Source organism: Luteibacter sp. UNC138MFCol5.1 (assembly GCF_900110505.1).
GTDB lineage: Bacteria > Pseudomonadota > Gammaproteobacteria > Xanthomonadales > Rhodanobacteraceae > Luteibacter.
This window is the reverse complement of record NZ_FODZ01000004.1, coordinates 1-24,142: the sequence shown is the minus strand read 5'-3', so window position 1 is coordinate 24,142 and position 24,142 is coordinate 1. Positions and strand designations below refer to the sequence as shown.

Genomic DNA, 24,142 nt, shown 5'->3' with positions numbered 1-24,142 from the left:
CGCGCCTGTCGTCGACCGCCATTACGTCATGCCTCCCGCCGCGATGACGATGTTGCCGGTGAGCCACCCCGCATCGTCCGAGGCGAGGAATACCGCGACCTTAGCGATGTCCCGCGGCGTGCCGATCCGTCCCAGCGCCGTGCTGTCGATCATGACCTTCTCGAAGTCGCTACCCCTGATGCCGGCCGCCGTCAGGCCTTCGGTCTCCGTCGGGCCGGGATTGATGGCGTTGACGCGGATCTGGCGCGGCCCGAGCTCCTTGGCGAGCACGCGCGTGAGGGTGTCCAGCGCGCCCTTGGACGCCGAGTAGACCGACGCGGTCGGCGTCGGCGACACCGTGCCGATGGTGCTGACGTTGATGATCGACCCGCCCGACGCGGGGAACTGACGCGCCGCCTCCTGCATCGCGATGAGGGGACCGAGCGTGTTGAGATCGAAATGCCGGCGGAAGTGTTGCTCCGTGATGTCGTCGAGCGCGGCGAACTCGTAGATGCCGGCGTTGTTCACCAGCACGTCGATCGTACCGAGCGCCGCGCGGGCCTCGGCGAACAGCTTGCGCACCTCGTCGGGCTGCGACATGTCGGCCTGGAAGGCCTGGGCGCGTCCGCCCGCCGCGACGATGTCGTCGACCACGCGTTTCGCGTCGGACGCGCTCGATCCGTAATGAACGGCCACGGCCGCGCCCTCCTCCGCCATCGCGCGCGCGATGCCGGCGCCGATGCCTTTCGACGCACCCGTGACGAGTACGACCTTGTCTTTGAGCTTGCTCATGGTATGCCTGCGATTGAGTGATACGGTGTTGTCAGACGAGACGCGCGCCACCATCGACGTGCAGCGTCTCGCCCGATACGAAGCCGTTGGTGATGAGGAAGAGGATCGCGGCGCCGGCGTCTTCCGCCGCGCCGACGCGCCCGACGGGCAGCTTCTCCGCGACGCCGGCGACATAGGCTGCGCGATGCTCGCCGAGCGCCTTCGCCAGCAGCGGCGTGTCGATCGTTCCGGGCGACAGTGCATTGACCCGCAGCGGCGCGAGTTCCACCGCGAGGCCTCGCGCGAGGGCTTCCATCGCGGCGGACGCCGAGGCGATGACGGCCGTTCCCATGGCGTTCGGCCTGTCGGCCAGCACACCGGAGATGAAGGTCACTGAGCCATCGCGAGCGAGCCGGCCGCCGAGCGCACGAAGCACATGAAGCGCCCCCCACACGCGCTCGTCGAACGCGCGGCGAAGGTAGGAAAGCTCGGCCTCCAGGACCTTGCCGACCACGAAGCTGCCGGCGAGCACCACGAGATGATCGACACGCTCCAGGTCGGCCAGCGATGCCGCGACGGAACCCTCGTCGGTGATGTCGAAGGCTCGCCAGCCGGCGAACCCTTGCGTCGCGGCAACGTCCCTGGCCTGCTCGCTGTTGAAGCCCGTGACGATCACACGCGCGCCGATCGCGCTGGCCTGGATCGCGGCCGAAAGACCGATGCCGGAGGTGCCACCGACGATGAGCACGGTCTTGCCGTCGAGGCGTCCGCTCGTCGGCGTCGAATGAAGCGAGGAAACGTTCAAGCGTGGCTCTCCTGGAACAGGGAAACAGCGGACGTGTTGCTTGCTATCTCGTGGTGACGAGCAAACACTGTATGCATCGCGATTCGCCCTCACCACTCACCCGAAGGTCGTTTCACTCTTTCCATGACGGAACAAATCGGCTTGCACCGGCTCACCGGGCTCATCGCCTTCGCGCGCGTCGCGGCGCTCGGCAGCTATACCTCGGCGGCGCGCGCACTTGGCGTGTCACCATCAGCCGTGAGCAAGAGCATCAACCGGCTCGAGCGCGAGCTCGGCCTCGCATTGTTCGCGCGCACCACCCGCTCGTTGACGCTCACCGCGGGTGGCCGCGATCTGTACGAGCGAGCGGTTCGCCTCCTGCAGGAAGTCGACGCGCTGGAACAGACCGCGTTCGCCGCGAAAGCCGAGCCGTCGGGCATGCTGAAGATCACGGCGCCCCTGCCCGTGGGCGTGCATGTGCTCGCGCCTTACCTTCCCGCCTTCCGCCGCCGCTACCCGAAGGTGACGATCGATCTTCGCCTCAGTGATGGCTTCGTCGACCTGGTGCGCGAGGGCATCGACATCGCCCTGCGCGTCGGCGATCAGTCCGACTCGCGACTGATCTCGCGCCCGATCGCGATGCACCGTATCGGCGCCTTCGCTTCACCGGGCTACCTCGCCGAGCGCGGCATTCCGTCGAGCATCGACGATCTCGCAGAGCACGACCTCGTCAATTTCCGTTTCCAGAGCACCGGCCAGCTCCTGCGCTGGCCGGGCGACCGGGGCAAGCGTCCCTTCGACGTGCTCGCGCCGCTGGTCATCGATACCAGCGAGGCCGTCGCCGCCGCGCTCGTCGCCGGCGGTGGCATCGGCATATCGCCCACTTACGTCGCCGCGCAGTACGTATCGATCGGCCTCCTGCGCCCCGTCCTCCCCGAACTGACCGTGGACCGCGCGCCGATCGTCGCGCTCTGGCCGGAAAGCCGGCGCGAGAATCCGGCCGTGCGGGCGTTCGTCGATTTCCTCGAACAGACGCTCGTCGCCCCGACCCCATGGGACCGGACCGTCGACGCCCATCGGTGAGACGGGACGGTCGGTTGTCGCGCCGACAACGAATCCACGTTATCGCGCAAAAAAGCGGTAAGGTTCCGACATGCCCCGCATGAAGAAAAAGACGGAGCTCCCGCAGAAGCCCTGCGCCAGCTGTGGGCGCCCCTTCACCTGGCGGCGCAAGTGGGCGCGTGACTGGGAGCAGGTGCGCTATTGCTCGGATCGATGCCGGAACGCGAAACGCACCGCGACGCCATCGGACTAGCCGTTACCGTCTGCATCGTTCGTGAAGGGCGATGTAGCCATTGTCGTGTCGACACGCGATGTCATGCGCAACAATCGAGCCGATCAATGCATCGTGAGTCTTCGTACTTCGGACAGGCGATAGAGCCGGTGGGATGGGCTCCGGTCTCCCGCCCATCCGGCCCAAAGGCAGCGCTGGCCCGCGCTGCCTTTTCCCGCCTCCGACGCAGGCTTTCCTAAGCCGGCCAGGCGGAACGACGAATGACGTCGCAGAAGTTGCCTCGATGGAAATGCGGGTCCTTGTCGGCGATGACGTCGGCCTTCACGTTGCCGAACGTCGTCTCCGGCTTGTGCCTGATACCGTTGTAGAACGCGTCGATTATGTCTTCCTTGAACGTCTGCGACCGTGGGAAGAGCCGCGTCACGGCGTCTCGCTCGGTGTCGCTGAACTCACGGTAGGTCAGCCCCAGCACATCCATCTCGACACCGGCCGTCACCAGCGACACCACCGGGTGCATGTGGACCGGAATGCCGGGCGTCGTGTGCAGCGCGATGCCGGTCCACACGAGGTCGATGTCGGATTCGCTGATGCCGTGGGTGCGCAGGAACGCCCGGGCCGCGTTCGCGCCGTCGACCTCGAAGCGCTCGGTCGCCGAGCTATAGGGGGCGACGAGACCCATGTCGTGGAACATGGCGCTGGCATAGAGGAGTTCGGGATCGAAACTCAGACCGCGCTTCCCGCCCTGGAGCGCTCCCCAGCAATACACGCGCGACGAGTGGTTGAAGAGCAATTCGCCTGCCGTGTCCCGGACGAGCTCGGTTATCTGGCGGGCCATCGCGCTGTCGGGGATGGCGATGCCGTGGATGGAGGAATGCATGGTATGCCTCGATGAAGGGGTTGGTTTCCAGCGTAGGATCGGCGCATGCTGTCCTCAATCACCGGAAACCGTCCGATCCGGACATCCGTCCCGCAGAACCTGCCAAATCCGATGCCGAAGCCATCCCGTACCGTCGTCGTCCTCGCCATGCCGGGGTTTCAGCTGCTCGATGTGGCGGGACCACTCGACGTTTTCGCCGAAGCCAACCGCGGCTCGGGCCGGACGCAGTACCAGACCCGCGTCCACGCGCTGACGAAGGGCCCCCTCGTTTCGTCGGCCGGCGTGCGACTCATGCCGGACGGTGTCCTTGGCGACGCCGCCCCGGCCGACACCTTCCTGGTCGCCGGCGCGCCGGACGCCCCGGATACCCTCCTCCCGGCGAGATCCATCGACGCGCTTGCCGCGCATGCGAAAGCGGCGAGACGCTTCGGCTCGGTGTGTACCGGTGCTTTTCTTCTCGCTCAGACGGGACTTCTTGCGCGTCGGCGCATCACCACGCATTGGGCGCATGCCGATGCGTTCGCCTCGCGCTTTCCGGATGTGGTCGTCGACGTGGATGCCATACATGTGGCGGACGGGAAGCTGCGGACCGCCGCCGGCGTGACGGCGGGGCTCGACCTGGCCCTCTCGCTCGTCGAGGAAGACCTGGGGCCCGACACCGCCCACGAGGTCGCCTCGCAACTGGTGATGTACTTCCGCCGTCCGGGTGGCCAGGCGCCCTTTTCGAAAGCGGGTACGGCGCGCGTCGCGGGCCGCGCCGCGCTGCAGGAGCTGCAGCGCTATGTCCTTGCGCATCCCGAGCTGCCGCACACGGTCGCAAGCCTCGCCGATCGATTGCACCTGAGCCCACGGCACTTCGCGCGCATGTTCACGGACGAGGTGGGCAAGGCCCCGGGCGCGTGGTTGGCCGACGTGCGACTCGCCGCCGCGCGGCTGATGCTCGATGCCAACCGGACGCCAAAGCAGGTGGCCGCCGCATGCGGCTTCGCCGATCCGGACAGCTTCAGTCGCGCGTTCTCACGCAGCTTCGGATTGAGCCCCGCGCAGTACAGGCGACTGCACGCGGGTTCGTGAGCTCGGGCGCCGCCCGCACCGTGCGTCGGAACATTACGCGCGCCTCGCGCGTGCGACGCGGATGAACCGTTCAAGTCCGCGCCCCAAACGGGGGATGGCCGTAAGTGGCCACCCGCGCAGACTTTTGGCCGCTCCTCCCCACTTCGCATCGGAGAACGCGCCATGTTGAAAGGCTTCACGGTTCCGCTCACGCCCCAGGGCGACTCGACGCTCAACAGGAATCCACCCTGGCACTACTCGAGCGACTGCCTGGCTGCACGTCGACCTCGGCCCAGAGTGCCTCGAGCAATTCGCGATGCGTCAACAGCCGGCCGGGATGCTCGGCGAAGTAGCGCAGGAGATCGAACGCCTTGGCGGCGATAGCCCCAGGCTCATCAACCGCAGCACCACGGTTTCACCCTCGGTCAGCGGCTCGGCAATGCCTCTGGCGGGAACCCGCCGCCGCACCGAGAGGCCACCGCTCCTCCCCGCATCCAGCACGCTATCGATGAAGACCGTCAGGCGCCCCAGCGCCGCACGATCCTCGCGGCGCACGAGGCGCAGGCACGGCTCGATCATCCACGCGTCATCGCAGAAGGTCCGGAAAAGCCCGGTGCCCGCGCCTTGGCGCAATGCGGCGAGCAGCTCCCTCTTCGCCGCCTCGATGTCATCCATCGCGAACAGCGCGCCCACCACGATCAACGCGAAGCGAACCACGACATAGGGATGGTTGCATTGGACGGCCTGATCGCGCCACGTGCGCGCCAGTCGAGCGGCCGCATCGGGATACCCATCGAACAGGAGCACGCGGCAGCGGGCGAGCTCGAGCGGCCAGCGGTCGAATGGAAAATGCGGCACGTCGGGGCCAAGGGTCCCGAGCCATTGCTCGGCGCGCTCGAGGGTGCGATGAGCGGACGCACCCGCACCCAGCCCCAACTGGAGCGCGATGCGGTCGAGCGCGCAACGCGTGGCCAGGCGCGGCCATCGCCGGCGAACCCCCAGCCCCTCGCCTCGCTCCAGCAGTAGCAAAACGACGTTGATCTTGCCGCGCGCCACGGCGACCCGGCCGGCCACGGCAAAGCCCCAGAGCGTGCTCTCCATGGAGCCGTACCGTTCCAAGTCGGCGATCTTGCCGCGGATCAATACATCGGCCTCATCGACGGAGCCCGACTCGAACGCCAGCGTCGCGAGGACGCACGTGGGCAGCAGCAGGGTGTTTCCATGGACACCGCCCCGCTCCGCGAACAGCTTGAGAGCGTCTTTCGACAGCCGCTCGGCGGCCTTGAAGCGAAGTTGCTCGGCTTCCGCGGCGCCTTCCATGGCGAGATTGGCGATCCGCGCCGCGATCGCGGGTTCCGAGAGCCGACCAAGTCGTGGCGTCGACAGCGCATAGAACGCGCAAGGGTCGCGCAGGCGCCAGGCGACGTAGCGCATGGCCGTCCGCAGCGTGGAACGGAACCGGGACAACTTGTGGGCGCCATGAGTCTCGCGGGCCCAGCGTCGCGCTTCGGCGATATCGTCCCGCCAGACGGCGCCGACCACGACCAGAGCCACCATTTCATCGCGCAATCCGCGTTCGAAGGCGGCGTGAGGACGGACGAGCTGAGCCTGGATGGAGGCGACGACGGGCAACAATTCGTCGCCCCGAAACATCTGGGCGGCGAGCCATCCGCGGTCCAGCAACCAGCGCAGCTGCTCCATCCGGTCCTGGCGTTCGAACACGTTCACACCCACGCTCCTTCCCGTCTTCATCGCTGGCCTTCCCCGGACGTGGGTCGCGGGCGCGCCATCTCCGCGCGGTCTCGTGGGTCACGTTAGGGTAAACACCGCCGCGCATCGTGAAATCGACGTTTTCTTCCGGTTTTTTTTGGTTTGCCGGTGGAACCAGGGCAATCGGCCGGTCGCTTTGGGAAGGCCGGGAAAGCCTCGCGAAAGTCATCATCCAGACACTTGTGGCATTTCTCTGAGAGCGCTCTTTCGTGCCGCCGTCTGTAACGAAGAACCTGCGCAGCGTTCGCTCGTGGGCTGCCCTGGGCGTCCTCGTGGGAATGTACGCGGTGCAAGCGCCGGTCGAAGCGTGGATATTTGACCCGTTAAGGGACGCGGCCAATCTCCACATGTTCGAGAACGGCGAGATGTCGCTAGGCGCGTACGGCGCTCTGATGGTGGTTCGCCTTGTGTGGAATGCGGCGCTCGTTGCCGCGTTATCGTCCGTCCTGAACGATCAGACAAACGGTTTCCCAATAAAAGACCCCCGGCTGCTTCGGCATGCCGTCCTCGGATTGGGGATCGGCATTTCGGTGATGTCCCTCGCGATCATTGCGATCCTTGCATGCGGTGATGCCGAGCTCAGTATTCATCATCAAAGCGTCACCTCGGCAGCGGTTCATGGAACCGGTTGGCTCCTATTCGACGGGATCGGCTCCCTAGGTGAAGAACTCTTCGGCCGTGCGGCTCTTCTTCTGGTCAGTGAGCGCTTCTTGGCCCGCGGCGGCGCGATTGCCGTTTCAGCGATTATGTTCTCGGTGGTACACATCGAGAACCCGGGGGCGTCGCCCGTCTGGCTTGCGCGGCTCGCGCTGCAAGGGGCGGTTCTGGCATACGCGGTGTACCGGACCGGATCGCTCTGGTGGTCGGTCGGCTATCACACGGGATGGAACTGGGCCAGCGCGCCCTTGTTCGGCGCCGCGGGTAGTGGCTATCTCGACGCCGGGCACCTTCTGGATCTTCAGCCAACGGGGGCTGTGTCCATTACCGGCGGCCAGGTAGGTCCCGAGGGCAGCGTGTTCGCCTTCGTTGCGGTTGGCATGGCATTGGCGCTGCTCTGTCGATTCGGGCCGCGGCATCCCTACACAGGCTAAGGAATTAGCGGGATAGCCGCTCAGAAATCTCAATCAGGTTCAGGTCGGGATCGCGTACATACACCGAGCGGATCGGACCCGTCGCGCCCGTTCGTTCCACAGGCCCCTCAACGATGGGCCATCCGCACCGATTGAGGTGCTCTACAACCTCCGACAAGGGCACCGCGGCGATAAAGCAGAGGTCCAACGCCCCGGGCACGGGGAGGTGAGCTTTCGGTTCGAATTCATTTCCGCGCTCGTGCAGGTTGATCTTCTGCGAGCCGAACGAAAATGCGACACGTCCACCCTTGAATGTTTCGTGCCGCATTTTGAGGACCTCCGTAAAAAACGCCGTGGTTCTTGCGACATCCGTGCAGGTCAGAACAATGTGATCGATATGGTCGAGCATCGATTTAGGCCTTGCGGTTATGTCCAGGCATTTTCTCCCTCATGACGGAACTCGTCCAATATCGAGTGTCCGCCTCTACGATACGCAGGACGTATCAATCACAGATGCGATGATCCCCAGTATTCTGGGTTCGCGGCACGGCTCGCGGGCTCAACTGCAACGAGTTCAGCGATCGCGTTACCGGTGTTGCGGCCCATGGATCGGGACCCGAGGCGTCTCGCCCGAGATTCACTCGGGCGGTGAAAGCCCGGATGGTAAAGCCTTGGATCAGATGCCGCCTATGATTCCTGTGTCAATTCGGGGCGGTGGCGTCGAGCACCTGCCACGCGGGCGTTTCGGCCGCGACCGTCTGAGCAGGGGAAAGACCCATGCGCGTCGCTGTCGCGTCACCATCGCCCAACGTCCGCGAATCTCGCCCCGTAATGCTGCCCAACGCGGTGGCCGCTTCGAGCGTGCCGGCAAACGCGCTGGCCCGTCAGAACGCCAGGCTAAACAGTGGGAAGCGCCTCGGGTCAGCGTGCGCTGACCTGCGGTTGGTCTTGCGCAGCGGCGCGCCATCCTCCGCCCAGTGCACGAATCAGATCGACGCTTGCCTGGAGCTGCCGGGTGCGCACCAACTCAGCCGTACGCTGCGCCTTTAGCGCCGCGGTCTGCGCCGTCACCACCTCGAGGTAACTGACGACGCCCTCGTTGTATCGGTTGGTCGCCAAGGTCTCGGACTGCTTGGCCGCGTCGGCCGCTGCCATCTCCTGCTGGCCTTCCCGGCCCAACTCCTGAATCAAGGACAGGTTGTCTTCGACTTGCTGAAACGCATGCAGCACCAATCCGCGGTACTGGGCTGAGGCTGCCGAAAATTCCGCCTTGGCTTCCGCCTCGCGCCCGCGACGCACGCCACCATCCAACAGATTGAGCGAGGCCAAGGGCCCAAGGCTCCAGAACTCGTTGCTGGCGGCCAGGAGATTGCCGTGCCCCACGTCCTGCCAACCCAACGCAACACCCAGGCTGATGGTGGGATAGAACGCCGCCCGCGCGACGCCGACACTCGCCGCCCTGAGCTGGGGCGGCGGTCAGGAAAGGGGGCTGCGGAGCGGAACGGTCAATACCCCCCTCGTAGTCGCCTTTGGCGAAGCAATGGCCATTGCCGCCAGAGATTGGAAGGCCGACCAGGCGCGCGTGACCGCCTTCCGGGACCGTCTCCGGGATCGCCTTGTCGCCGACGTTGCCGGCGTGGCCGTCAACGGGCACGCGACCGGGCGCCTTGCCAGCAACCTCTCTTTGTCCATCGACGGCGTCGAACCTTTGGCCCTCATGCGGCTCCTGCGGGAGACGGTCGCCTTCTCGGCCTCGAGCGCGTGTTCTACAGAGTCATTTGTCACCTCCCATGTGCTGCTTGCCATGTGGGGCGACTCCCCGCGAAGCCGGCAGGCCTTCCGCCTCTCACCAGGACGACTGACCACACAAGCCGACATCGACTTGGCGGCCACCGCCCTCATTGACGGCATTGGGACGCTGAGAAGCCTGTGAGCACCCTACCCACTGCACGCACGGCCGCCCTCATCCTCGGTCTTGCCGGGTCGACGATGGCCTGTGCGCAGGCCCCCGACGGCCAATCCCGAGGCAACACCACGGCTCCCGCCCAAGCCTCGAGTGCGGCCGCCGCCCCGGTTGCGCCAACCCCGGTGCCCATGCCGGTGACCCAGACGAAGGCGTCATTGCTGGCGACACCCGCACTCCCCGGCGACCGCCCGGTAAGCGATGCCATGCTCAATGCCGTCGCCCATGACCTCCACAAGGAGCTTGAGGGCATCAGTAAAAGCCTCGACCATCTGGCCGGGGCCGGCGACGACAAATGGCTCGCTGCAAAAATGGGGTTCCTCGGTGTTCTCGCCGGTGCCGGTGTCACCGGACTGTTCGGCATCATCCTGCAGAGCTGGCGCCTCAAGGCCGAGAAGGACGCCGACAAGCGCCGTGCTGTGCGCGAGATGCGAAAGGCGGAGCGGGACTTCGGGCTCGAGGCCATGGCCAACCTTCAGGCGTTCCGCACCCGGCAGCTCAACGAGTTCTATGGTCCCTTCCGCGTACTGCTCTCGCAAATCCGTGTGCTCCGCGATGAGTTCGACCACCGGCTGTTGGCAAGCTGGAAGGCGGACGGCGGCGCGACCCTGAAATTTGAAGGAGGCGGGCGCGAACGACGACTGGTCATCAAGCGAAGGGACGTGCCGGCGCGTGGGTTCCGGCTCATTGACGAGATGGCCTTCGTCAAGAACACCTATCCCGACCTCATGTCGACCGTCGGGGAGATGGTGTCGACGGGCGACCTCCTGGCGGACCACCTGCACAAAAACGGCGGACTGCTTGACCCGAGGAGCACCTGGCTCGGCGCCCACATCGCTGTCTACCTCGCCCACCAGCGGGTCCTGAAGGAGATCTTCGAGCGGGCCCAGTGCAACGCCGACGCGTCCTGGGTTGCCAACTACTCGACCGTCTATCCAAGGCTCCTCGACCTGCTCATCGAGCGGGACTACAAGCGGCTGTACCACTCACAAACCCGCTGGTCGGCCAAGGCGGCAAGGTGGGCCGAGGGCGCCGATTGACCGGCTGAGAATTTGCTGATTTCATCGCGACTCTGGAGAGGGACGCCGTGATGAGGTCGTGCAGATGAGTGAAGAGCGGCCCCACGACGGGCATTGGAAGCGCCTGCGGCGGACGTTCAGGGACCGCACCCTCCTGCCACTCAAGAGTCCGAGCTTTCTGCTGTTCGCCGCCATCGTCGTCATAACAGCCGGCCTTGGCATTTGGGTCGAACTCTACCGTGCCATGGACGCGACCGAATGGAAGACAGAAAGCCTGCGTTTGGCCGTCAACGTCTTTTATCCCTCGCTGGGTTGTGCCGCTGCGGCCCAGCTCATCTTCAACGAGACCGTCCCGAAATTTCTGCGGGGTTTCGGCCTTTTGATGACGATTATCTTTGCCGCCTGTTGCGTGGCGTTTGGCAATGCCACGTCAACCAGTGCAATCGTTGCGCAAATAGTCCTGTCGAACGCGGCGCTCTGGGTCTGGTGGATTGCCAACGCCGAGAACACTGAGATATTTGACGAGCCAATCCCGCCGGCCACCGGGCCGGCCGACGCGGCTGCAGCCGAGTTGCCGGGCACCCTCAGCGGCTTGAAGACGAAATGACCATGAAAAGGCCGACTTACCCCTTCGTCACCACCGCACTGCGCGTCGACCAGCCCCTGGGCATCTTCTACATCGTCTCGCTTCCCGCGGCCGTGGTCCTTGATGTGGCCTACAGTGACCGTCTCTCTGCCAGGTACTCGTCCAAGAAAAACGAGTACACCATCACGGGCACCCAGCGAGCGGCACAGATGCCCCGCCTGGAAGCCATTGCGAAATACGTGAGCCGGGTCGATGCCGCCTTTCCCAACGCCATCATCCTGGCCGGCAACGCGCCACAGCTTCCTGAAGGAGCCGATACTGTTGCCAATGCCAGCGACGACGCTGAGGACCTCGATGACGGCGATGAATGGTCCATCGTGGAAGGCCCTGCTGGGCAATTCCAGCTAACGATTCCGAGCGACAGGAAGATGGCCAACATCATCGACGGCCAGCATCGGCTCTTTGGCCTCGCACGTGCGCCTGTCGATGCGGTCGACCACATGGGGCTCGTTTGCGCCATCTTCCTCGACCTGCCACAACCGTTTCAGGCGCAGCTCTTTGCCATCATCAATTCTACGCAAAAGCCGGTCGACAAGAGCCTCACCTATGAGCAGTTCGGCTATAACGTCCTCGACGAGGAACCGGAGATGTGGACGCCTGACAAGCTCGCAGTGTTCCTGAGCAGGCGTCTGGCCGTCGAGAAGGATTCCCCGCTGTTTAAGCGCATCATCATTGCCCCGAAGAAAGACAAGGCACTTGAAGCCCTGACGAACGAGAAACTGTGGAGGGTGTCGACCGCAACCGTGGTCCAGGGCATCTCCCGCCTGTACTCGTCCAATCCAGGCCGGGACGCGACTCAGATGCTCGCAGGCAAGCGCAAACCGCGTTCGTCGCTTGAGCGTTTCCGCAAGGACAACTCACCCCTGCGACCGGCGTTCATCGAGGGAAACGACCTTCTCATCTACACCATCGCATTCAACTTCCTGTCGGCGTGCAAGGAGGAGTTCTGGAAGAAGCAGCCGGATTCCTTCATCACGCGCACGGTCGGCGTGCAGGCCCTCTTTGATGTGCTCCGACTGCTGATTCCGGAAGCCCTGGCAGAGGGGACCATAGCAACCAGCTGGTTCAGAGATCGCCTTCGTCCCGCTGGCGACATCGATTTCAATGAGGACAGGTTCAATGCGTCGGGCTCGGGGCGTAGCCTGATATCACGGGAAATCAGGGCAAAGCTCAATCTCACCACTGGCAGTAAAAGGTGACCTCGTCAGGCACGGAGGAGCGCGGAAGCCTGCGCAAGGCATTCAACAATGCCCCTATCTGCCGCCAAAGTGCGAGGGCGAGGTCATACACGAGGTTGACGTCGCGGGTCAGCAGGGGTTTCTTGATGGCCTGCTTTTCGAAGAGTCTGGCCACCACGGCGGGAATTCTCCGCCGGAAGCGGTAAGCGCCGCTCGGGGACCTGACCAGATAGTGTGGGATGCGCATAAGGGACTCTTGTGTCCCGATGGCGGTTCCGCACGACTCTTGCAAGTTACTGATTACATAAAATCAGTCTGGCGGAGAGAGTGGGATTCGAACCCACGGTAGGCTTACACCTACGGCAGTTTTCAAGACTGCTGCCTTAAACCACTCGGCCATCTCTCCGTTTTGTTCCTCACCGCCACGCGTTGCACGTGGCGGCTCCTTGCGTCGACACGCCGGGCGCTGGGCGGCCGGCGCGCCGATTGTACCCTGCCCTTACCCTCAGGCGATGGCTTCGATGCCGGCCATGTAGGGGCGGAGCACGTCGGGGACCTTGATCGAGCCGTCCTTCTGCTGGTAGTTCTCCATCACGGCGACCAGCGTGCGGCCGACGGCCAGGCCGGAGCCGTTGAGGGTGTGCACCAGTTCCGGCTTGTTCGTGGCCGGGTTGCGCCACCTTGCCTGCATGCGGCGCGCCTGGAAGTCGGTGCAGTTGGAGCAGCTGCTGATCTCGCGGTAGGTGTTCTGGCTGGGAAGCCAGACTTCGAGGTCGTAGGTCTTGGCGGCGGCGAAGCCCATGTCGCCGGTGCAGAGCTGCACCTTGCGGTACGGGAGCTTCAGGGCCTGGAGGACGGCTTCGGCGTGGCCGACCAGCTCCTCGAGCTGCTGCATGCTCGTTTCCGGCGCGACGATCTGCACCATTTCGACCTTTTCGAACTGGTGCTGGCGGATCATGCCGCGCGTGTCGCGGCCGTAGCTGCCGGCTTCGGCGCGGAAGCACATGGTGTGCGCGGCGAGACGCATGGGCAGCGCGTCGGCTTCGGTGATGCTTTCGCGCACGAGGTTGGTCAGCGTGACTTCGGCCGTGGGGATCAGGTAGCGCTTCGCTTCGCCGACTTCGGTGGCGAAGAGGTCTTCCTCGAACTTCGGCAGCTGGCTGGTGCCTTCCATCGCCGCGCTGTTCACGATGAGCGGGACGTTGTGTTCGAGGTAGCCGTGCTTGGTCGTGTGCAGGTCGAGCATGAACTGCGCGAGCGCGCGGTGCAGGTGCGCGAGCTGGCCGCGGAGCACGGTGAAGCGCGCGCCGCTGAGCTTCGCGCCGGCGTCGGCGTCGAGCCAGCCGTGACGGGCGCCCAGGTCGACGTGGTCCTTCACTTCGAAGTCGAAAGGACGTGCGTGGCCCCAGCGGAGGATCTCGCGGTTGTCGTTCTCGTCCTTGCCGATGGGCACGGAGGCGTCGGGCAGGTTCGGGATGCCGAGGGCGATCTCGTTGATCTTCGCCTGGACGGCGGCGAGCGCGTCTTCGTTGGCTTTGAGCTTTTCGCCCAGGCCGGCGACTTCCGCCATCAGGGGGGCGACGTCTTCGCCCTTGGCCTTGGCCTGGCCGATGGCCTTGGAACGCGTGTTGCGGAGGTTCTGCAGCTCCTGCGTCTCCGTGGAGAGCGACTTGCGCTCGGATTCGAGGCGCTCGACCGTGGCTACGTCGAGGTCGAAGTTCCGGGCGGCGCGGAGGCGTTCTGCCGTTTCGGCGAGGCGGCCGCGCAGGAGGGCGGGATCCAGCATGTTTGCGTTCCGAGGGCGGGTGGATTCGGGATTATCGCAAAGTTTGGGGGCTGGACGGTGGGGCGTCGGGGCGTGGGCGTTCTTTCGGGCGTGGTCGCCGTGGGTACCGGCGTGCGCCGGTACGACGGTGATGGTGTTGTGGGCAACGTGCGGGGGCTCGGGGGAGAGCGTGTCGTGTTGCCTGGCGTGGTCGCCGTGGGTACCGGCGTGCGCCGGTACGACGGTGAGGGGGTTTGTGGTGTGGTGGCAACGTGCCGAGGCTTGGGGGGAGAGCGTGTCGTGTTGACCGGGCGTGGTCGCCGTGGGTACCGGCGTGCGCCGGTACGACGGTGAGGGGCCTCAGGGGGTGCGGTGGCGGCCTAGCCACCAGCCCATGACGGCGCCGGCGACGAGCCAGCCGAAGGCCTGTTCGACGAGGCTGCCGAGGGTGAACGCGCCGGGGAAGCGGTACCAGTTCCAGTACGGCACGCTGAGCGAGAGCCAGCTGAAGATGCCGAAGCCCAGGCCGATGAGCAGGCCCCTGGCGGCGCCGGTGCCTGCGCGGATCATGATCAGCGCGACAACCAACGCGGCGAGGGTCTCGGAGAGCCACTGGTGAAACAGGTTGTACGGCATCGACGCCATGGGGTCCTTGCCGTAGGGCGTGTAGACGATGAAGGCGTACGGGTTGGCCTTGGCCTTGGCGGAGAACATGGCGATGGACTTTTCGTCGCCCTGCGTGGCGGGGTCGTAGTGCGGGAGCACGTAGATGCCGTGCTCGCCCGGGAGGCCGTCGTGCAGAGCGGCCAGCACCTTGTCTTCGTCGAGCGGTGCGCGCATGGACATCTCGCCCAGCGGCAGCACCATGTGCGCGAACGCGCCCCAGAGGAACATCACGATGCCGCCCAGCAGCGTTGCGATGGCGATGCGCATGGCCGTGCTCCCGCGGGTTGGATGGGCCGAGGGTACGTCCGGCGTGGCGTCGGGGGTATCGGACTTTTGGCAGGGGTGCGGGCGTTGGCGAGATTGCCCGCTGGCGCGGGATCGCCGATGCGATCGGCTCCCACCCTTCGGTAGGTTGGCGCGCGTTCAGCGCTTCTTACGGGCTTCGGCTCGTGCGGCGCGGAGGGCGTTGAGTTTCTCGCCGAGCTTGAGTTCGAGGCCGCGGTCGACGGGCTCGTAGAACGTCATGCCTTCGAGCTCGTCGGGCAGGCATTGCTGATCGAGGGCGATGCCGCCTTCGGCGTCGTGGTCGTACTGGTAGTCCTTGCCGTAGCCGAGGCCTTTCATCAGCTTCGTCGGTGCGTTGCGCAGGTGCATGGGCACGTCGAGCGTGCCCATCTGCTTCACCGTGGCCTTCGCCTTGTTGTACGCCATGTACGCCGCGTTGCTCTTCGGTGCGATGGCGAGCCAGATGGCGAGCTGCGCGAGGCCGAGTTCGCCTTCGGGGCTGCCGAGGCGCTCGTAGGTGTCCCACGCGTCCAGCGCCATGCGCCATGCGCGCGGCTCGGCGAGGCCCACGTCTTCCACCGCCATGCGCGTCATGCGGCGCGCTAGGTAGAGCGGATCGCAGCCGCCGTCGAGCATGCGCGTCAGCCAGTACACGGCGGCGTCGGGATCGGACGAGCGCACGGATTTGTGCAGCGCCGAGATCTGGTCGTAGAACTGCTCGCCGCTCTTGTCGAAGCGGCGCGTGCGGTCGGCGAGCACCTGTTCCAGCGTGGTGTCGTCGATGCGGCCGTCTTCCGCGAGTTCCGCGGCGATTTCCAGCAGCGTGAGCGCGCGGCGCACGTCGCCGTCGGCCGCGCTGGCGATGAGCCGGAGCGAGCCTTCGTCGACATGCAGCCCGAGATCGCCGAGGCCGCGCTCGGTATCGGCGAGCGCGCGGTGCAGCGCGGCGACAATGTCGTCGACGCCGACGGCGTCGAGCACGTGCACGCGGCAGCGCGAGAGCAACGCGGAGTTGAGCTCGAACGACGGGTTCTCGGTGGTGGCGCCGACGAAGATGATCACGCCGCGTTCGATGTGCGGCAGGAAGGCGTCCTGCTGCGCCTTGTTGAAGCGGTGCACCTCGTCCACGAACAGCACGGTGCGGCGGCCCCGCGCGAAGTTGCCTTCCGCTTCGGCCAGCGCCTTGCGCACGTCGGGCAGTCCGCTCATCACCGCGGAAATCGCGCGGAAGTCGGCGTCGGCGTAACGCGCCACCAGCAGGGCCAGCGTGGTCTTGCCGCAGCCCGGCGGGCCCCAGAGGATCATCGAATGCACCCTGCCCGCCTCCAGCGCACGGCGCAGCGGCTTGCCCTCGCCCACCACGCGCTGCTGGCCCACGATCTCGTCGAGGGCGCGCGGCCGCATGCGCTCGGCGAGCGGCTTCAGGGCTTCGGGTTCGGCGAACAGGCCGGGGGACTGGAAGGACATGGGGCTCATGACGTGCGGTGAACGCGCATTATCGCGCGTTCCCCGTGCATGGCGCCTCAACGGCTCATTCGCCGCCGTTCTTCGGCTTCCGCAGGAGGCTGGCGGCCATGGCGGCGACCACCGCCGCACCAAGCAGCAGCACCACCCACAGCAGCGGGCGCGTCCAGTCGAACGGCGCGTCGGCGGGGTCGACGGCCTTCTTGCCCGCCAGCTCCTGCGCCCTGCCCGTCGTGGCTTCCGCCGGACGCCACGCGGGGCCGCCCTCCTTGCGCAATGCCGCGACGGCCTCGTCGATCGGCCAGGCCGGGCGACGCTCCGAACGGCTGCCGACGAACAGGCGGTACGGGCCATCGCCCTCGGGCAGGAAGACGATGCGATCGGGTCGCCAGCCCACCAGCAGGCGCGGCGGCTCGCGCAGCGGCGTCACCGAATGCAGGCGGATGAGATCGCGGCGGATCGGGGTCAGCTCCAGTGGATGGACGTCGCCGTTCGGCGCACCCGGGGTCACCACCAGCGTGCCGAGCTGCTCGCCGCGCATCGTGTCCTGCACCGCGATGGCGTCGAGGCGCGCGACGTTGTCGCCCCGCCCCAGCTTCACGCGGAGCGCGCCGACGGGCACCGCGGCAGGTAGCCGGTAGTCGTAGTCGACGCCCTGGTCCTTGGTCGCGGTGTCGGTCGGGCCGAGGTCGAGCCATCGGCGCGCGGATTCGTCCTTCGCCGAGGCATCGGTCACCGTGCCGGACAGCGTCACGCTGCCGGGGTGGCCGTCGGCCCAGGGCGCGTCGCCCGACGTCACGCGCACGCGGTAATAGCGTGCCGTGTCGCCGGCGAGCTTCACGACGCGCGCGTCGACCGCGCCATCGCCGCTGCCGAGCGAGACGACCGACGCGCCACGCACGAGCGGTGTCCAGTCCTGCAGGTTGGTGCTGGCGTCGACGTCGATCCGCAGGTTCGCGTCGCGCCCCAGCGGCGCGAACTCGATGCGCTCGGGTCGCAGCGGCTGGCGCGCGTCGACGAGCCATTCGGTGGGCTTGCCGCTCGTGGCGGCGGCGCCGGGCTCGATCAGGATGTCGCCCGTGGTGCTGCGCTGGATGCGCGGGCCCACGGCACCGTTCGCGCTCGGCGGCACGGTGAGCATCGGCGCGTCCACCCTCAGCGGGTGCGACGTCGGGTCGGCGGCGTGGTAGATGCCCGCCGCCACCTGGCGCCCTTTCGCATCCACCACGACGACGTCGGTGAGGCCCGCATCGCGCACGGCCCAGGCGTAGACGTCTTCGGGCATGGACACGACGTACGCCTTCGCGCCGGGCGCAGCGGCCAGCGGATAGCTCACCGCGAAGCGCGGCGGTGCGTCGGCCTGCGCCAGGGTGGCGAGCAGGCCAGCGAGGGGAAGGACACGACGCCAGTCACGCTGCATGCGACGACTCCGGAGGAGGAACCGAACCCTGCCGTGGCGGCGCGGGCGCGAGATAACCGATCACGGTGCAGAGCAGACCGTACGCGATGAACGACGCGATGCCGAACAGGTTGCCGAGGTGCCCGCGATCGACGATCAGGAGCTTCAGCAGCACCAGCGCCATGGTCACCGCGCCTGCCAGCCAGAGCATGCGCTGCCCTCGCTTCGAGCCCAGCACCCAGGCCACCACGCCGATGACGCTCCACACCACCGTGAGCGACAGCTCGGCGAGGCTGCTGCGATGCATGTCGCCGTCCCACGGCACGCCGCCCAGGTGGTGCACGGCACGCAGCGTCATGCTGGTGGCGATCACGAAGAACAGGGCCGCGAGCACCGCGGGTCGCAGTCGCCGCACGTCGGAGGGGATGGCGTCGTCGGAGATGGCACGCGCCACGAAGAGCAGCACGGCGACCAGCAGCAGGTCGACCGGGTTGAGCACCGGCACGAACGGCAGCGGTCGTGGATCGCCCGCGGCGCCGAGCGCGCCGATGCCGATCGCGATCATGCCCAGCGTCGTGCACGCCCCCACGGCGAGACGGATCTCGCGGGCATGCGCGTGCAGCGGCATCGCCAGCCAGCGCGCGCCCCACAGCACGAGCGCGGCGAGCAGCAGCGTCGGCATCGAGACCGCGAGCAGCCGCCAGCCCTGCCCCACCGACGCACCGTCGAGCGCGATGGCGATCGCGACGGTGAACACGGCGAGCCAGCGCACCCACCAGATCGTGGACGTGGCGACCGCGGCGATCGGGTGTTTCGCTTCGCCGGCCAGCGCGAACCAGCCGGATACACCCATCACCGCCACCGCGACGAGCGGCCAGCCGCTGAGCCACTGCGTCCCGGCGTTGGCGGCATCGAGGATCACGCCCAGGCCGACGAGCACGAACAGCGGCACGCCGAAGGCGAGCGTGGTGCCCAGGTCGAGCTTGCGCGCACGCGGGCACGCGATCGCCAGCAACGCGGCGGTGACGGACGACAGCGCGAGCCAGCTCGCGGCCTGCTGTGCGCCGTCGACGACGAAGCGATCGATCTGGTCGGCGAAACCGACGAGCCACCACAGCGTGGCCCAGACCAGCAGGCCGATGCGCGCGAGCGCGGAGACGCCGCGCGACGCGCCATGGCGATCGAATTGCCACATGCCCACGACGGCCCCGATCACGAGCAGCAGGCTTCCGATGAAGGCGGCATTGAGGAACGGCACGTCGTCCACGCCGTGGCGGAACAGCGCGGCGACCACCCAGGCCGCGCCCGCCGCGAACTGCAGGAACACGCCGGCCCAGCGCGGCAGGCGGCGGCCCTGGCGGAAGCCGAGCCAGATCAGGCCAGCACCCTCCAGCGCGAACACGCTCGCCGTCACGCTGGCGCTGAGCGCGAGCGGCACGGCGATCGTCGCGAACGCGACCGCGAGCACGGCCCACGTCTCGCGCAGCAGCGTCATGTCGTCGCGACGGCGGATGGCGAAGGCGATCGCGACGTAGATCGCCGCGGCCACCAGCGCGGAGATCGCCAGGGGCATGGGCCGCCAGTCGAGCAGCGCGCCCTGCAGCAGCAGGCTGGCGATGGGATTGCCGAACATCAGGCAGCCGTCGAGGATCGCCCGCCCGCGCCGCGGCGAACGCAGCACGTGCAGCCAGGGCACGGCGAGGTAGAGCAGGAAATGCAGCACGAGGAACGGCTCCGTGCTGGCGAACAGCCCGGGCCGATAGCTGAGCACGCCCCACAGCGTGCCCACGCCGAACGTGCCGACGAAACCCAGCACGTTGAGCACGCGCCATGCGCGTTCCCAGGCGATGCCGAGGATGCCCAGGTTGAGCACGGCGTAGTACGAGAACAGCGCGACGTGGTTGCCCTGCCCGGTGGACGCGATGATCGGCGCGGCGAAACCGGCGACGAGGCCGAGCACCGCGAGCGCGAGGGCATCCTGCAGCACCGCGAGCACGCCGAGGGCACCGACGAAGACGATCAGCAGCGCGAACGTCCATCCGGCGGGAAGCAGCCCGTACATGCGGTATGCGGCGAAGACGGTCATCACCAGCACGCCGATGGCGCCGCCCTGCAGCGACAGGGCGAACGCGCGGCGCCGGTCGCGTTGCAGCCAGCCGAACACGACACCCGCGATGGCGGCGAGCGCGACGATGCACAGGCGCACCGACACGGGCACGCGCAGCAGGCCGGTGTCGGCGGCGTACTTGAGGAACGCGGCGACGCCGGCGAAGAGCACGAGCATGCCGACCTTCACCGGCACGTTGCCTTCTGTGAACCAGCGTTTGATGGCGGTGGTGAGGCGGTCGGCGAGGGTCGGGCCGCTGGGTGGCTCGGCGGCGGCGTGCACGGAAGCCGCCGGCCTGGCCGCCGTCGTGGGGGTCGCGGGTGTCGCGACCGGGGGGACCGGGGATACGGGCTCCGGCGCGCGCCGGGGCGACGGTATCGGGGGCGGTGTCGTATCCGCGGCTTCCGCTCGCTTGCCGCCGGCCAGGCCGTCGATCAGCCGACGCGCGTCGTCGAGATCGCGACGCAGCTGGGCGGTGCGCGCCCAGAGAAATCCGATGGCGAATCCGGCAACGGCGCCGGCAACGCCCTCACCCACAAAGGCGCCGATGATCGCACCCACGATGGCCCACACCACATACATGCCCTTGCTCCCCCACCGACCACGTCCGTTGTCTTCGGGAGAGTCTGGCATGAAAGCGGGACGTTGCGGATCGGCCGCCCGGCCGCGCCACCGCCTCGATACGGTACGCTGGGCGTTCGTCCCTCCCGTCCTGTGCCGATGATCTTCACTGCGCGTCGCGCGATCCGCTTCCTGTTGTGCCTGGTCGCGCTGTGCACCGGCGTGCCGGCCGCGCGCGCCACGGATCCGACACGCACGCTCGAACAGCTGCATCACACCGCCTTGCGTGCGCAGGACGGCGCGCCGGTCGGGGCGACGTCGATCGCGCAGACCGAAGACGGCTGGCTGTGGTTCGCCACGCGGATCGGCCTGTTCCGTTACGACGGTTTCGAGTTCGAGAAATACCCGCTGCTTCCGCCCGCGAGCAACGAGAGCGAGGCGATGTGGGCGCTTTACGCGGCTCCCGGCGGCGACCTCTGGGTGGCCCGCGCCGGCGGCGGTCTGCTGCGGCTGCGCCACGACACCGTCACGTCGTACGGCGCCAACGAGGGCCTGCCGGATCACGTCGCGGTCGACGAGTTCGCCACCGCGGGCGACGGCGCGCTCTGGGTCGCGTCCGAGGCGGGCATCTTCCGTTTCGACGGTTCGCGCTGGAACGACGTGTCGGACTGGGGACTGAAAGGCGAATTCGACCAGTTCCTCGAAGCGCCGGACGGCGTGCTCTGGGTGGTGACCGATCAGGGAACCTTCGTGCTGCCGAAGGGCGCCCGCCGTTTCGAGGACACCGGACTCCCGACGCCATCGCCGCAGGTGCTTCTGCTCGACAACGACGGCAGCATCTGGCGCCGCCACGAATCCGGCGTGGCACCGCTTCCCGGCGACTGGGGCAAACCGCATCCCTTCGCGCGGCCACGCCGCGCCAACGGCAGCACGACGCTGCTGGATCGCGATGGCACGCTGTGGACGGTCGCCTGCGACCGGAACCTCTGCCGCGTTCCGGCGGGCTCGGTGGAACGAGCGGGCGACCTCGGCGAAAACCCGAAGGTCCAGGCCATGAGCGAACGGCTCGGCATGACGTCGCAAGGCACGATGACCATGCTGGAGGACCGCGACGGCGACATCTGGGTGGCGACGAAGGCGGGCCTCGACCGCTTCCGCGACAGCTGGCTGGCGACCGTGCGCTTCCCGCAGATGTCGCTGTACTTCTCCGTGTTCGAAGACGCCGCCGGCACGGTGTGGACGGGTACGGCGACGCTTGCCGCGTACGATGACCGGTTGTGGACCCTCACGCCCGATCCCGTTCCGCTTCCGGGATTCGCCGGCCCGCTCACGAGCGTCTGGACCGAGCCCGACGGAAGCACCCTGATGGGCGGCTATGGCGAGATGTGGCGCAAGAACACCGGCGCGCTGCCCGTGTCCGTGCCCTTGCCGGAGGGCGCGGCGAAGCGACGTTCCATCGTTCAGGCCATCGCGCGCGACGGCACGGGGCGGTTGTGGCTGTCGCTGCGCCTGCGCGGCGTGTTCTACCAGGATGGCGACGGAGCGTGGCAGTCGGCGACGCCGCTCGGCGCGCCGTCGGAGGTCGCCCCGTGGGTCATCCACATCGACCCGCGCGGCCGCCCCTGGTTCGGCTACCAGGACGGCTCGGTATCGGTCTTCGACGGCGCGAGGATGCGCCGTTACGCCGAGGCCGAGGGGCTGCGACTGGGACCGGTGTCGGCGGTGGCATCGGTCGGCGACACGCTGGTGGTCGGTTCCGAACACGGCATGTCGTTCCTCGACGGCGACCGCTTCCGCATGCTCACTTCCCTGCCCCGGGACCGCCTCGATATGGTCACCGGCATCGTCGGCACGCGCGACGGCGCGGTCTGGGCGTACGGTGTGAACGGCCTGATCCACTTCACGCATGACGCGTGGAGGGCCGCGCTGGCGAAGCCGGAGACGCCGGTCGAGGCCATGGTGCTGACGATGGAAGACGGCGTGCCGGGGCCGGCGCAGCTCGTACGGCCCCTGCCCACCGTGTTCGCGGCGCGCAACGGCTACCTGTGGTTTTCCGGATCGCAAGGGCTCGCGTGGCTCGACACCTCCAAGCCGCTCGCCCGTCCGCCACCGCCGCCGGTCATCATCCGCGCGATCGAATCCGGCACGACGACCATTCACCGCAACGAAGACGTCGTGCTGAAGCGCAGCCGCGATCTGCACGTGTCGTACACCGCGCTAGCGCCCGGACGACCGCGAGGCGTGCTGTTCCGCTACCGGCTGGAAGGCGTCGACGCCACGTACCAGGACGGCACCGTGCATCGCGATGCGCATTACATGGACCTCGCGCCGGGCGACTACCGCTTCGTCGCCGAGGCGTCGTACGACGGTCGGCACTGGAGTCGCTCCGAACCGCTTGCCGTACGCGTGCCCGCGCGGCTGTTCGAAATGCGCTGGTTCCAGCTCGCCTGCCTCGGCCTCGTCGGACTGCTCGTCTGGCTGGCGCACCGGTGGCGCGTCCGCCTGCTCACGCGCCGCCTGCGCATGCGGCTCGACGAACGCCATCGCGAGCGCGAACGCATCGCCCGCGATCTGCACGACACGCTGCTGCAGGGCGTGCAGGGGCTGATCCTGCGCTTCCAGGCCTTCGTCGATGGACTATCGCCCGAGGACCGCTCGCGCAAGACGCTGGAGCGCACCATCGATCGCGCCGAGGCGTTGCTCGTGGAAGGCCGTGACCGCGTCAAGGGCCTGCGCACGCAGGCGTCCGTGCACGGGTCGCTGGAGGAGCGCATCGCGGCACAGTCGGAAGACATCGGCATTCCGGTGCATTTCGAGGTGATCGCACCGCGGATGCGCCGTCCGGTCAGCGAAGTGGCGACCGACGAGTTGCACAGCATCGTGCGCGAGGCGTTGCTCAACGCCACCCAGCACAGCCACGCGAAGTCGATCTGGATCACCATCGAATACGCGCGGCGATGGCTCACGGTGACCGTGCGCGACGATGGCGACGGCTTCGACGGTTCGCCGAGCATGATGCCCGGCGACGGACATTACGGCATCGTCGGCATGCGCGAACGCGCCGCGCGACTGAACGGCCGACTCGAGGTGGTATCGCTGCCGCAGCGCGGTGTGGCGGTCACGGCGAAGGTGCCGGCGCGCGTGGCCTACGCGCGGGATCGGAAGAAACGCTGAACCCTCGCGGTAGGAGCGCGCTCTGCGCGCGACATCTTTTGAGGCCGTGAGCGTCAGGACCTGATGCTCTTCGCGAAAAGCTGTCGCGCGCAGGGCTGTAGTGTCCGGGTATTTCTGGACCACCGAGTAGGAGCAAAATCTCCTGCGAGGTGATCCATGGGATACAAGAAGATTTCGTCGGCTCTGAAGGCCGAAGCGGTCCGACTGGTGGTCGAGGCGGGGCATTCCCCGCCTGAAGCGGCCCGGATGATGGGTATTGGCCCGACGGCGCTGCGTCGTTGGGTCGAGCAATATCGGGAACGACAGGCCGCCATGCC

Annotated in this window: 20 protein-coding genes, 1 tRNA gene and 1 pseudogene; 9 read left to right on the top strand and 13 right to left on the bottom strand. The window is 67.2% G+C overall.

Features of this window, described 5'->3' with window-relative positions:
• Positions 1 to 21: 21 nt before the first annotated feature.
• Positions 22 to 771, bottom strand: coding sequence for an SDR family NAD(P)-dependent oxidoreductase (locus BMY69_RS12245; protein ID WP_090178550.1), 750 nt, complete (start codon positions 769 to 771; stop codon positions 22 to 24).
• Positions 772 to 802: 31 nt separating this feature from the next.
• On the bottom strand, positions 803 to 1,555 hold the full coding sequence (locus BMY69_RS12240) for an SDR family oxidoreductase (RefSeq protein ID WP_090178547.1): 753 nt from the start codon (positions 1,553 to 1,555) through the stop codon (positions 803 to 805).
• Positions 1,556 to 1,696: 141 nt separating this feature from the next.
• Here BMY69_RS12240 and BMY69_RS12235 point away from each other — a divergent pair, with 141 nt between their 5' ends.
• Positions 1,697 to 2,617 (top strand): LysR family transcriptional regulator, encoded by a 921-nt coding sequence (locus BMY69_RS12235; protein WP_218143165.1) that lies wholly within the window; start codon positions 1,697 to 1,699, stop codon positions 2,615 to 2,617.
• 79 nt (positions 2,618 to 2,696) lie between these two features.
• A complete protein-coding gene (locus BMY69_RS12230; RefSeq protein WP_218143187.1) occupies positions 2,697 to 2,849 on the top strand; it encodes a DUF2256 domain-containing protein in 153 nt (50 codons plus the stop codon).
• Between the two features lie 214 nt (positions 2,850 to 3,063).
• Here the strand turns inward: BMY69_RS12230 and BMY69_RS12225 are convergent, their stop codons facing one another.
• Entirely contained in the window at positions 3,064 to 3,705 is a 642-nt protein-coding gene (locus BMY69_RS12225; protein WP_090178541.1) for an HD domain-containing protein, read from the bottom strand.
• 111 nt (positions 3,706 to 3,816) lie between these two features.
• Between BMY69_RS12225 and BMY69_RS12220 the strand changes: the two genes are divergently transcribed.
• The gene (locus BMY69_RS12220; RefSeq protein ID WP_090179398.1) at positions 3,817 to 4,779 is read left to right on the top strand and encodes a GlxA family transcriptional regulator; all 963 of its coding nucleotides are present in this window, start codon (positions 3,817 to 3,819) and stop codon (positions 4,777 to 4,779) included.
• Between the two features lie 300 nt (positions 4,780 to 5,079).
• On the opposite strand, the gene BMY69_RS12210 is transcribed toward BMY69_RS12220, so the two are convergent.
• Positions 5,080 to 6,486, bottom strand: coding sequence for a tetratricopeptide repeat protein (locus tag BMY69_RS12210; RefSeq protein ID WP_090178536.1), 1,407 nt, complete (start codon positions 6,484 to 6,486; stop codon positions 5,080 to 5,082).
• 389 nt (positions 6,487 to 6,875) lie between these two features.
• On the opposite strand from BMY69_RS12210, the gene BMY69_RS12205 reads away from it, so the two are divergent.
• On the top strand, positions 6,876 to 7,619 hold the full coding sequence (locus BMY69_RS12205) for a CPBP family intramembrane glutamic endopeptidase (protein WP_177191157.1): 744 nt from the start codon (positions 6,876 to 6,878) through the stop codon (positions 7,617 to 7,619).
• 4 nt (positions 7,620 to 7,623) lie between these two features.
• Here the strand turns inward: BMY69_RS12205 and BMY69_RS12200 are convergent, their stop codons facing one another.
• Together BMY69_RS12200 and BMY69_RS12195 are read right to left on the bottom strand one after the other, a co-directional pair.
• Entirely contained in the window at positions 7,624 to 8,007 is a 384-nt protein-coding gene (locus tag BMY69_RS12200; protein WP_090178531.1) for a VOC family protein, read from the bottom strand.
• Positions 8,008 to 8,519: 512 nt separating this feature from the next.
• Positions 8,520 to 9,044, bottom strand: a pseudogene (locus BMY69_RS12195) (TolC family protein); the annotation flags it as partial.
• A 13-nt stretch (positions 9,045 to 9,057) separates the two neighbouring features.
• On the opposite strand from BMY69_RS12195, the gene BMY69_RS12190 reads away from it, so the two are divergent.
• The 4 genes from BMY69_RS12190 (at position 9,058) to BMY69_RS12175 (ending at position 12,425) form a co-directional block, all read left to right on the top strand.
• Positions 9,058 to 9,531, top strand: a complete 474-nt coding sequence (locus BMY69_RS12190; RefSeq protein WP_143070467.1) for an aminotransferase class V-fold PLP-dependent enzyme — start codon at positions 9,058 to 9,060, stop codon at positions 9,529 to 9,531.
• A gap of 167 nt (positions 9,532 to 9,698) precedes the next feature.
• Positions 9,699 to 10,601, top strand: a complete 903-nt coding sequence (locus BMY69_RS12185) for a hypothetical protein (RefSeq protein WP_143070466.1) — start codon at positions 9,699 to 9,701, stop codon at positions 10,599 to 10,601.
• A 64-nt stretch (positions 10,602 to 10,665) separates the two neighbouring features.
• Positions 10,666 to 11,187: a hypothetical protein gene (locus BMY69_RS12180; RefSeq protein ID WP_090178520.1), complete on the top strand. Its 522-nt coding sequence runs from the start codon at positions 10,666 to 10,668 to the stop codon at positions 11,185 to 11,187.
• Positions 11,188 to 11,189: 2 nt separating this feature from the next.
• Positions 11,190 to 12,425 (top strand): DGQHR domain-containing protein, encoded by a 1,236-nt coding sequence (locus BMY69_RS12175; RefSeq protein ID WP_090178517.1) that lies wholly within the window; start codon positions 11,190 to 11,192, stop codon positions 12,423 to 12,425.
• On the opposite strand, the gene BMY69_RS12170 is transcribed toward BMY69_RS12175, so the two are convergent.
• The 7 genes from BMY69_RS12170 to BMY69_RS12140 form a co-directional block, all read right to left on the bottom strand.
• Entirely contained in the window at positions 12,403 to 12,651 is a 249-nt protein-coding gene (locus tag BMY69_RS12170) for a DUF6538 domain-containing protein (protein WP_090178515.1), read from the bottom strand. The genes BMY69_RS12175 and BMY69_RS12170 overlap by 23 nt on opposite strands.
• A gap of 69 nt (positions 12,652 to 12,720) precedes the next feature.
• A tRNA-Ser gene (locus BMY69_RS12165) sits at positions 12,721 to 12,810 on the bottom strand.
• 99 nt (positions 12,811 to 12,909) lie between these two features.
• The gene (gene serS, locus BMY69_RS12160) at positions 12,910 to 14,190 is read right to left on the bottom strand and encodes a serine--tRNA ligase (RefSeq protein WP_090178512.1); all 1,281 of its coding nucleotides are present in this window, start codon (positions 14,188 to 14,190) and stop codon (positions 12,910 to 12,912) included.
• 339 nt (positions 14,191 to 14,529) lie between these two features.
• Positions 14,530 to 15,102, bottom strand: coding sequence for a hypothetical protein (locus tag BMY69_RS12155; protein WP_090178509.1), 573 nt, complete (start codon positions 15,100 to 15,102; stop codon positions 14,530 to 14,532).
• A gap of 156 nt (positions 15,103 to 15,258) precedes the next feature.
• A complete protein-coding gene (locus tag BMY69_RS12150; protein WP_177191156.1) occupies positions 15,259 to 16,587 on the bottom strand; it encodes a replication-associated recombination protein A in 1,329 nt (442 codons plus the stop codon).
• 64 nt (positions 16,588 to 16,651) lie between these two features.
• On the bottom strand, positions 16,652 to 18,004 hold the full coding sequence (locus tag BMY69_RS12145) for a DUF3999 family protein (protein WP_090178504.1): 1,353 nt from the start codon (positions 18,002 to 18,004) through the stop codon (positions 16,652 to 16,654).
• A complete protein-coding gene (locus BMY69_RS12140; protein ID WP_255364539.1) occupies positions 17,994 to 20,672 on the bottom strand; it encodes a DUF2339 domain-containing protein in 2,679 nt (892 codons plus the stop codon). Before BMY69_RS12140 ends, BMY69_RS12145 begins: the two co-directional genes overlap by 11 nt.
• A 138-nt stretch (positions 20,673 to 20,810) precedes the next feature.
• Between BMY69_RS12140 and BMY69_RS12135 the strand changes: the two genes are divergently transcribed.
• Positions 20,811 to 23,825, top strand: coding sequence for a sensor histidine kinase (locus tag BMY69_RS12135; protein WP_090178498.1), 3,015 nt, complete (start codon positions 20,811 to 20,813; stop codon positions 23,823 to 23,825).
• The last annotated feature ends 317 nt before the right edge of the window (positions 23,826 to 24,142 follow it).

Bases quoted from the DNA above. Each gene is read 5' to 3' on its own strand.
- BMY69_RS12245 (WP_090178550.1), bottom strand. From the start codon at position 771: ATGAGCAAGCTCAAAGACAAGGTCGTACTCGTCACGGGTGCGTCGAAA.
- BMY69_RS12230 (WP_218143187.1), top strand. From the start codon at position 2,697: ATGAAGAAAAAGACGGAGCTCCCGCAGAAGCCCTGCGCCAGCTGTGGG.
- BMY69_RS12225 (WP_090178541.1), bottom strand. From the start codon at position 3,705: ATGCATTCCTCCATCCACGGCATCGCCATCCCCGACAGCGCGATGGCC.
- BMY69_RS12220 (WP_090179398.1), top strand. From the start codon at position 3,817: ATGCCGAAGCCATCCCGTACCGTCGTCGTCCTCGCCATGCCGGGGTTT.
- BMY69_RS12205 (WP_177191157.1), top strand. From the start codon at position 6,876: ATGTTCGAGAACGGCGAGATGTCGCTAGGCGCGTACGGCGCTCTGATG.
- BMY69_RS12200 (WP_090178531.1), bottom strand. From the start codon at position 8,007: ATGCTCGACCATATCGATCACATTGTTCTGACCTGCACGGATGTCGCA.
- BMY69_RS12180 (WP_090178520.1), top strand. From the start codon at position 10,666: ATGAGTGAAGAGCGGCCCCACGACGGGCATTGGAAGCGCCTGCGGCGG.
- BMY69_RS12175 (WP_090178517.1), top strand. From the start codon at position 11,190: ATGAAAAGGCCGACTTACCCCTTCGTCACCACCGCACTGCGCGTCGAC.
- BMY69_RS12170 (WP_090178515.1), bottom strand. From the start codon at position 12,651: ATGCGCATCCCACACTATCTGGTCAGGTCCCCGAGCGGCGCTTACCGC.
- serS (WP_090178512.1), bottom strand. From the start codon at position 14,190: ATGCTGGATCCCGCCCTCCTGCGCGGCCGCCTCGCCGAAACGGCAGAA.
- BMY69_RS12155 (WP_090178509.1), bottom strand. From the start codon at position 15,102: ATGCGCATCGCCATCGCAACGCTGCTGGGCGGCATCGTGATGTTCCTC.
- BMY69_RS12150 (WP_177191156.1), bottom strand. From the start codon at position 16,587: ATGTCCTTCCAGTCCCCCGGCCTGTTCGCCGAACCCGAAGCCCTGAAG.
- BMY69_RS12145 (WP_090178504.1), bottom strand. From the start codon at position 18,004: ATGCAGCGTGACTGGCGTCGTGTCCTTCCCCTCGCTGGCCTGCTCGCC.
- BMY69_RS12140 (WP_255364539.1), bottom strand. From the start codon at position 20,672: ATGTATGTGGTGTGGGCCATCGTGGGTGCGATCATCGGCGCCTTTGTG.
- BMY69_RS12135 (WP_090178498.1), top strand. From the start codon at position 20,811: ATGATCTTCACTGCGCGTCGCGCGATCCGCTTCCTGTTGTGCCTGGTC.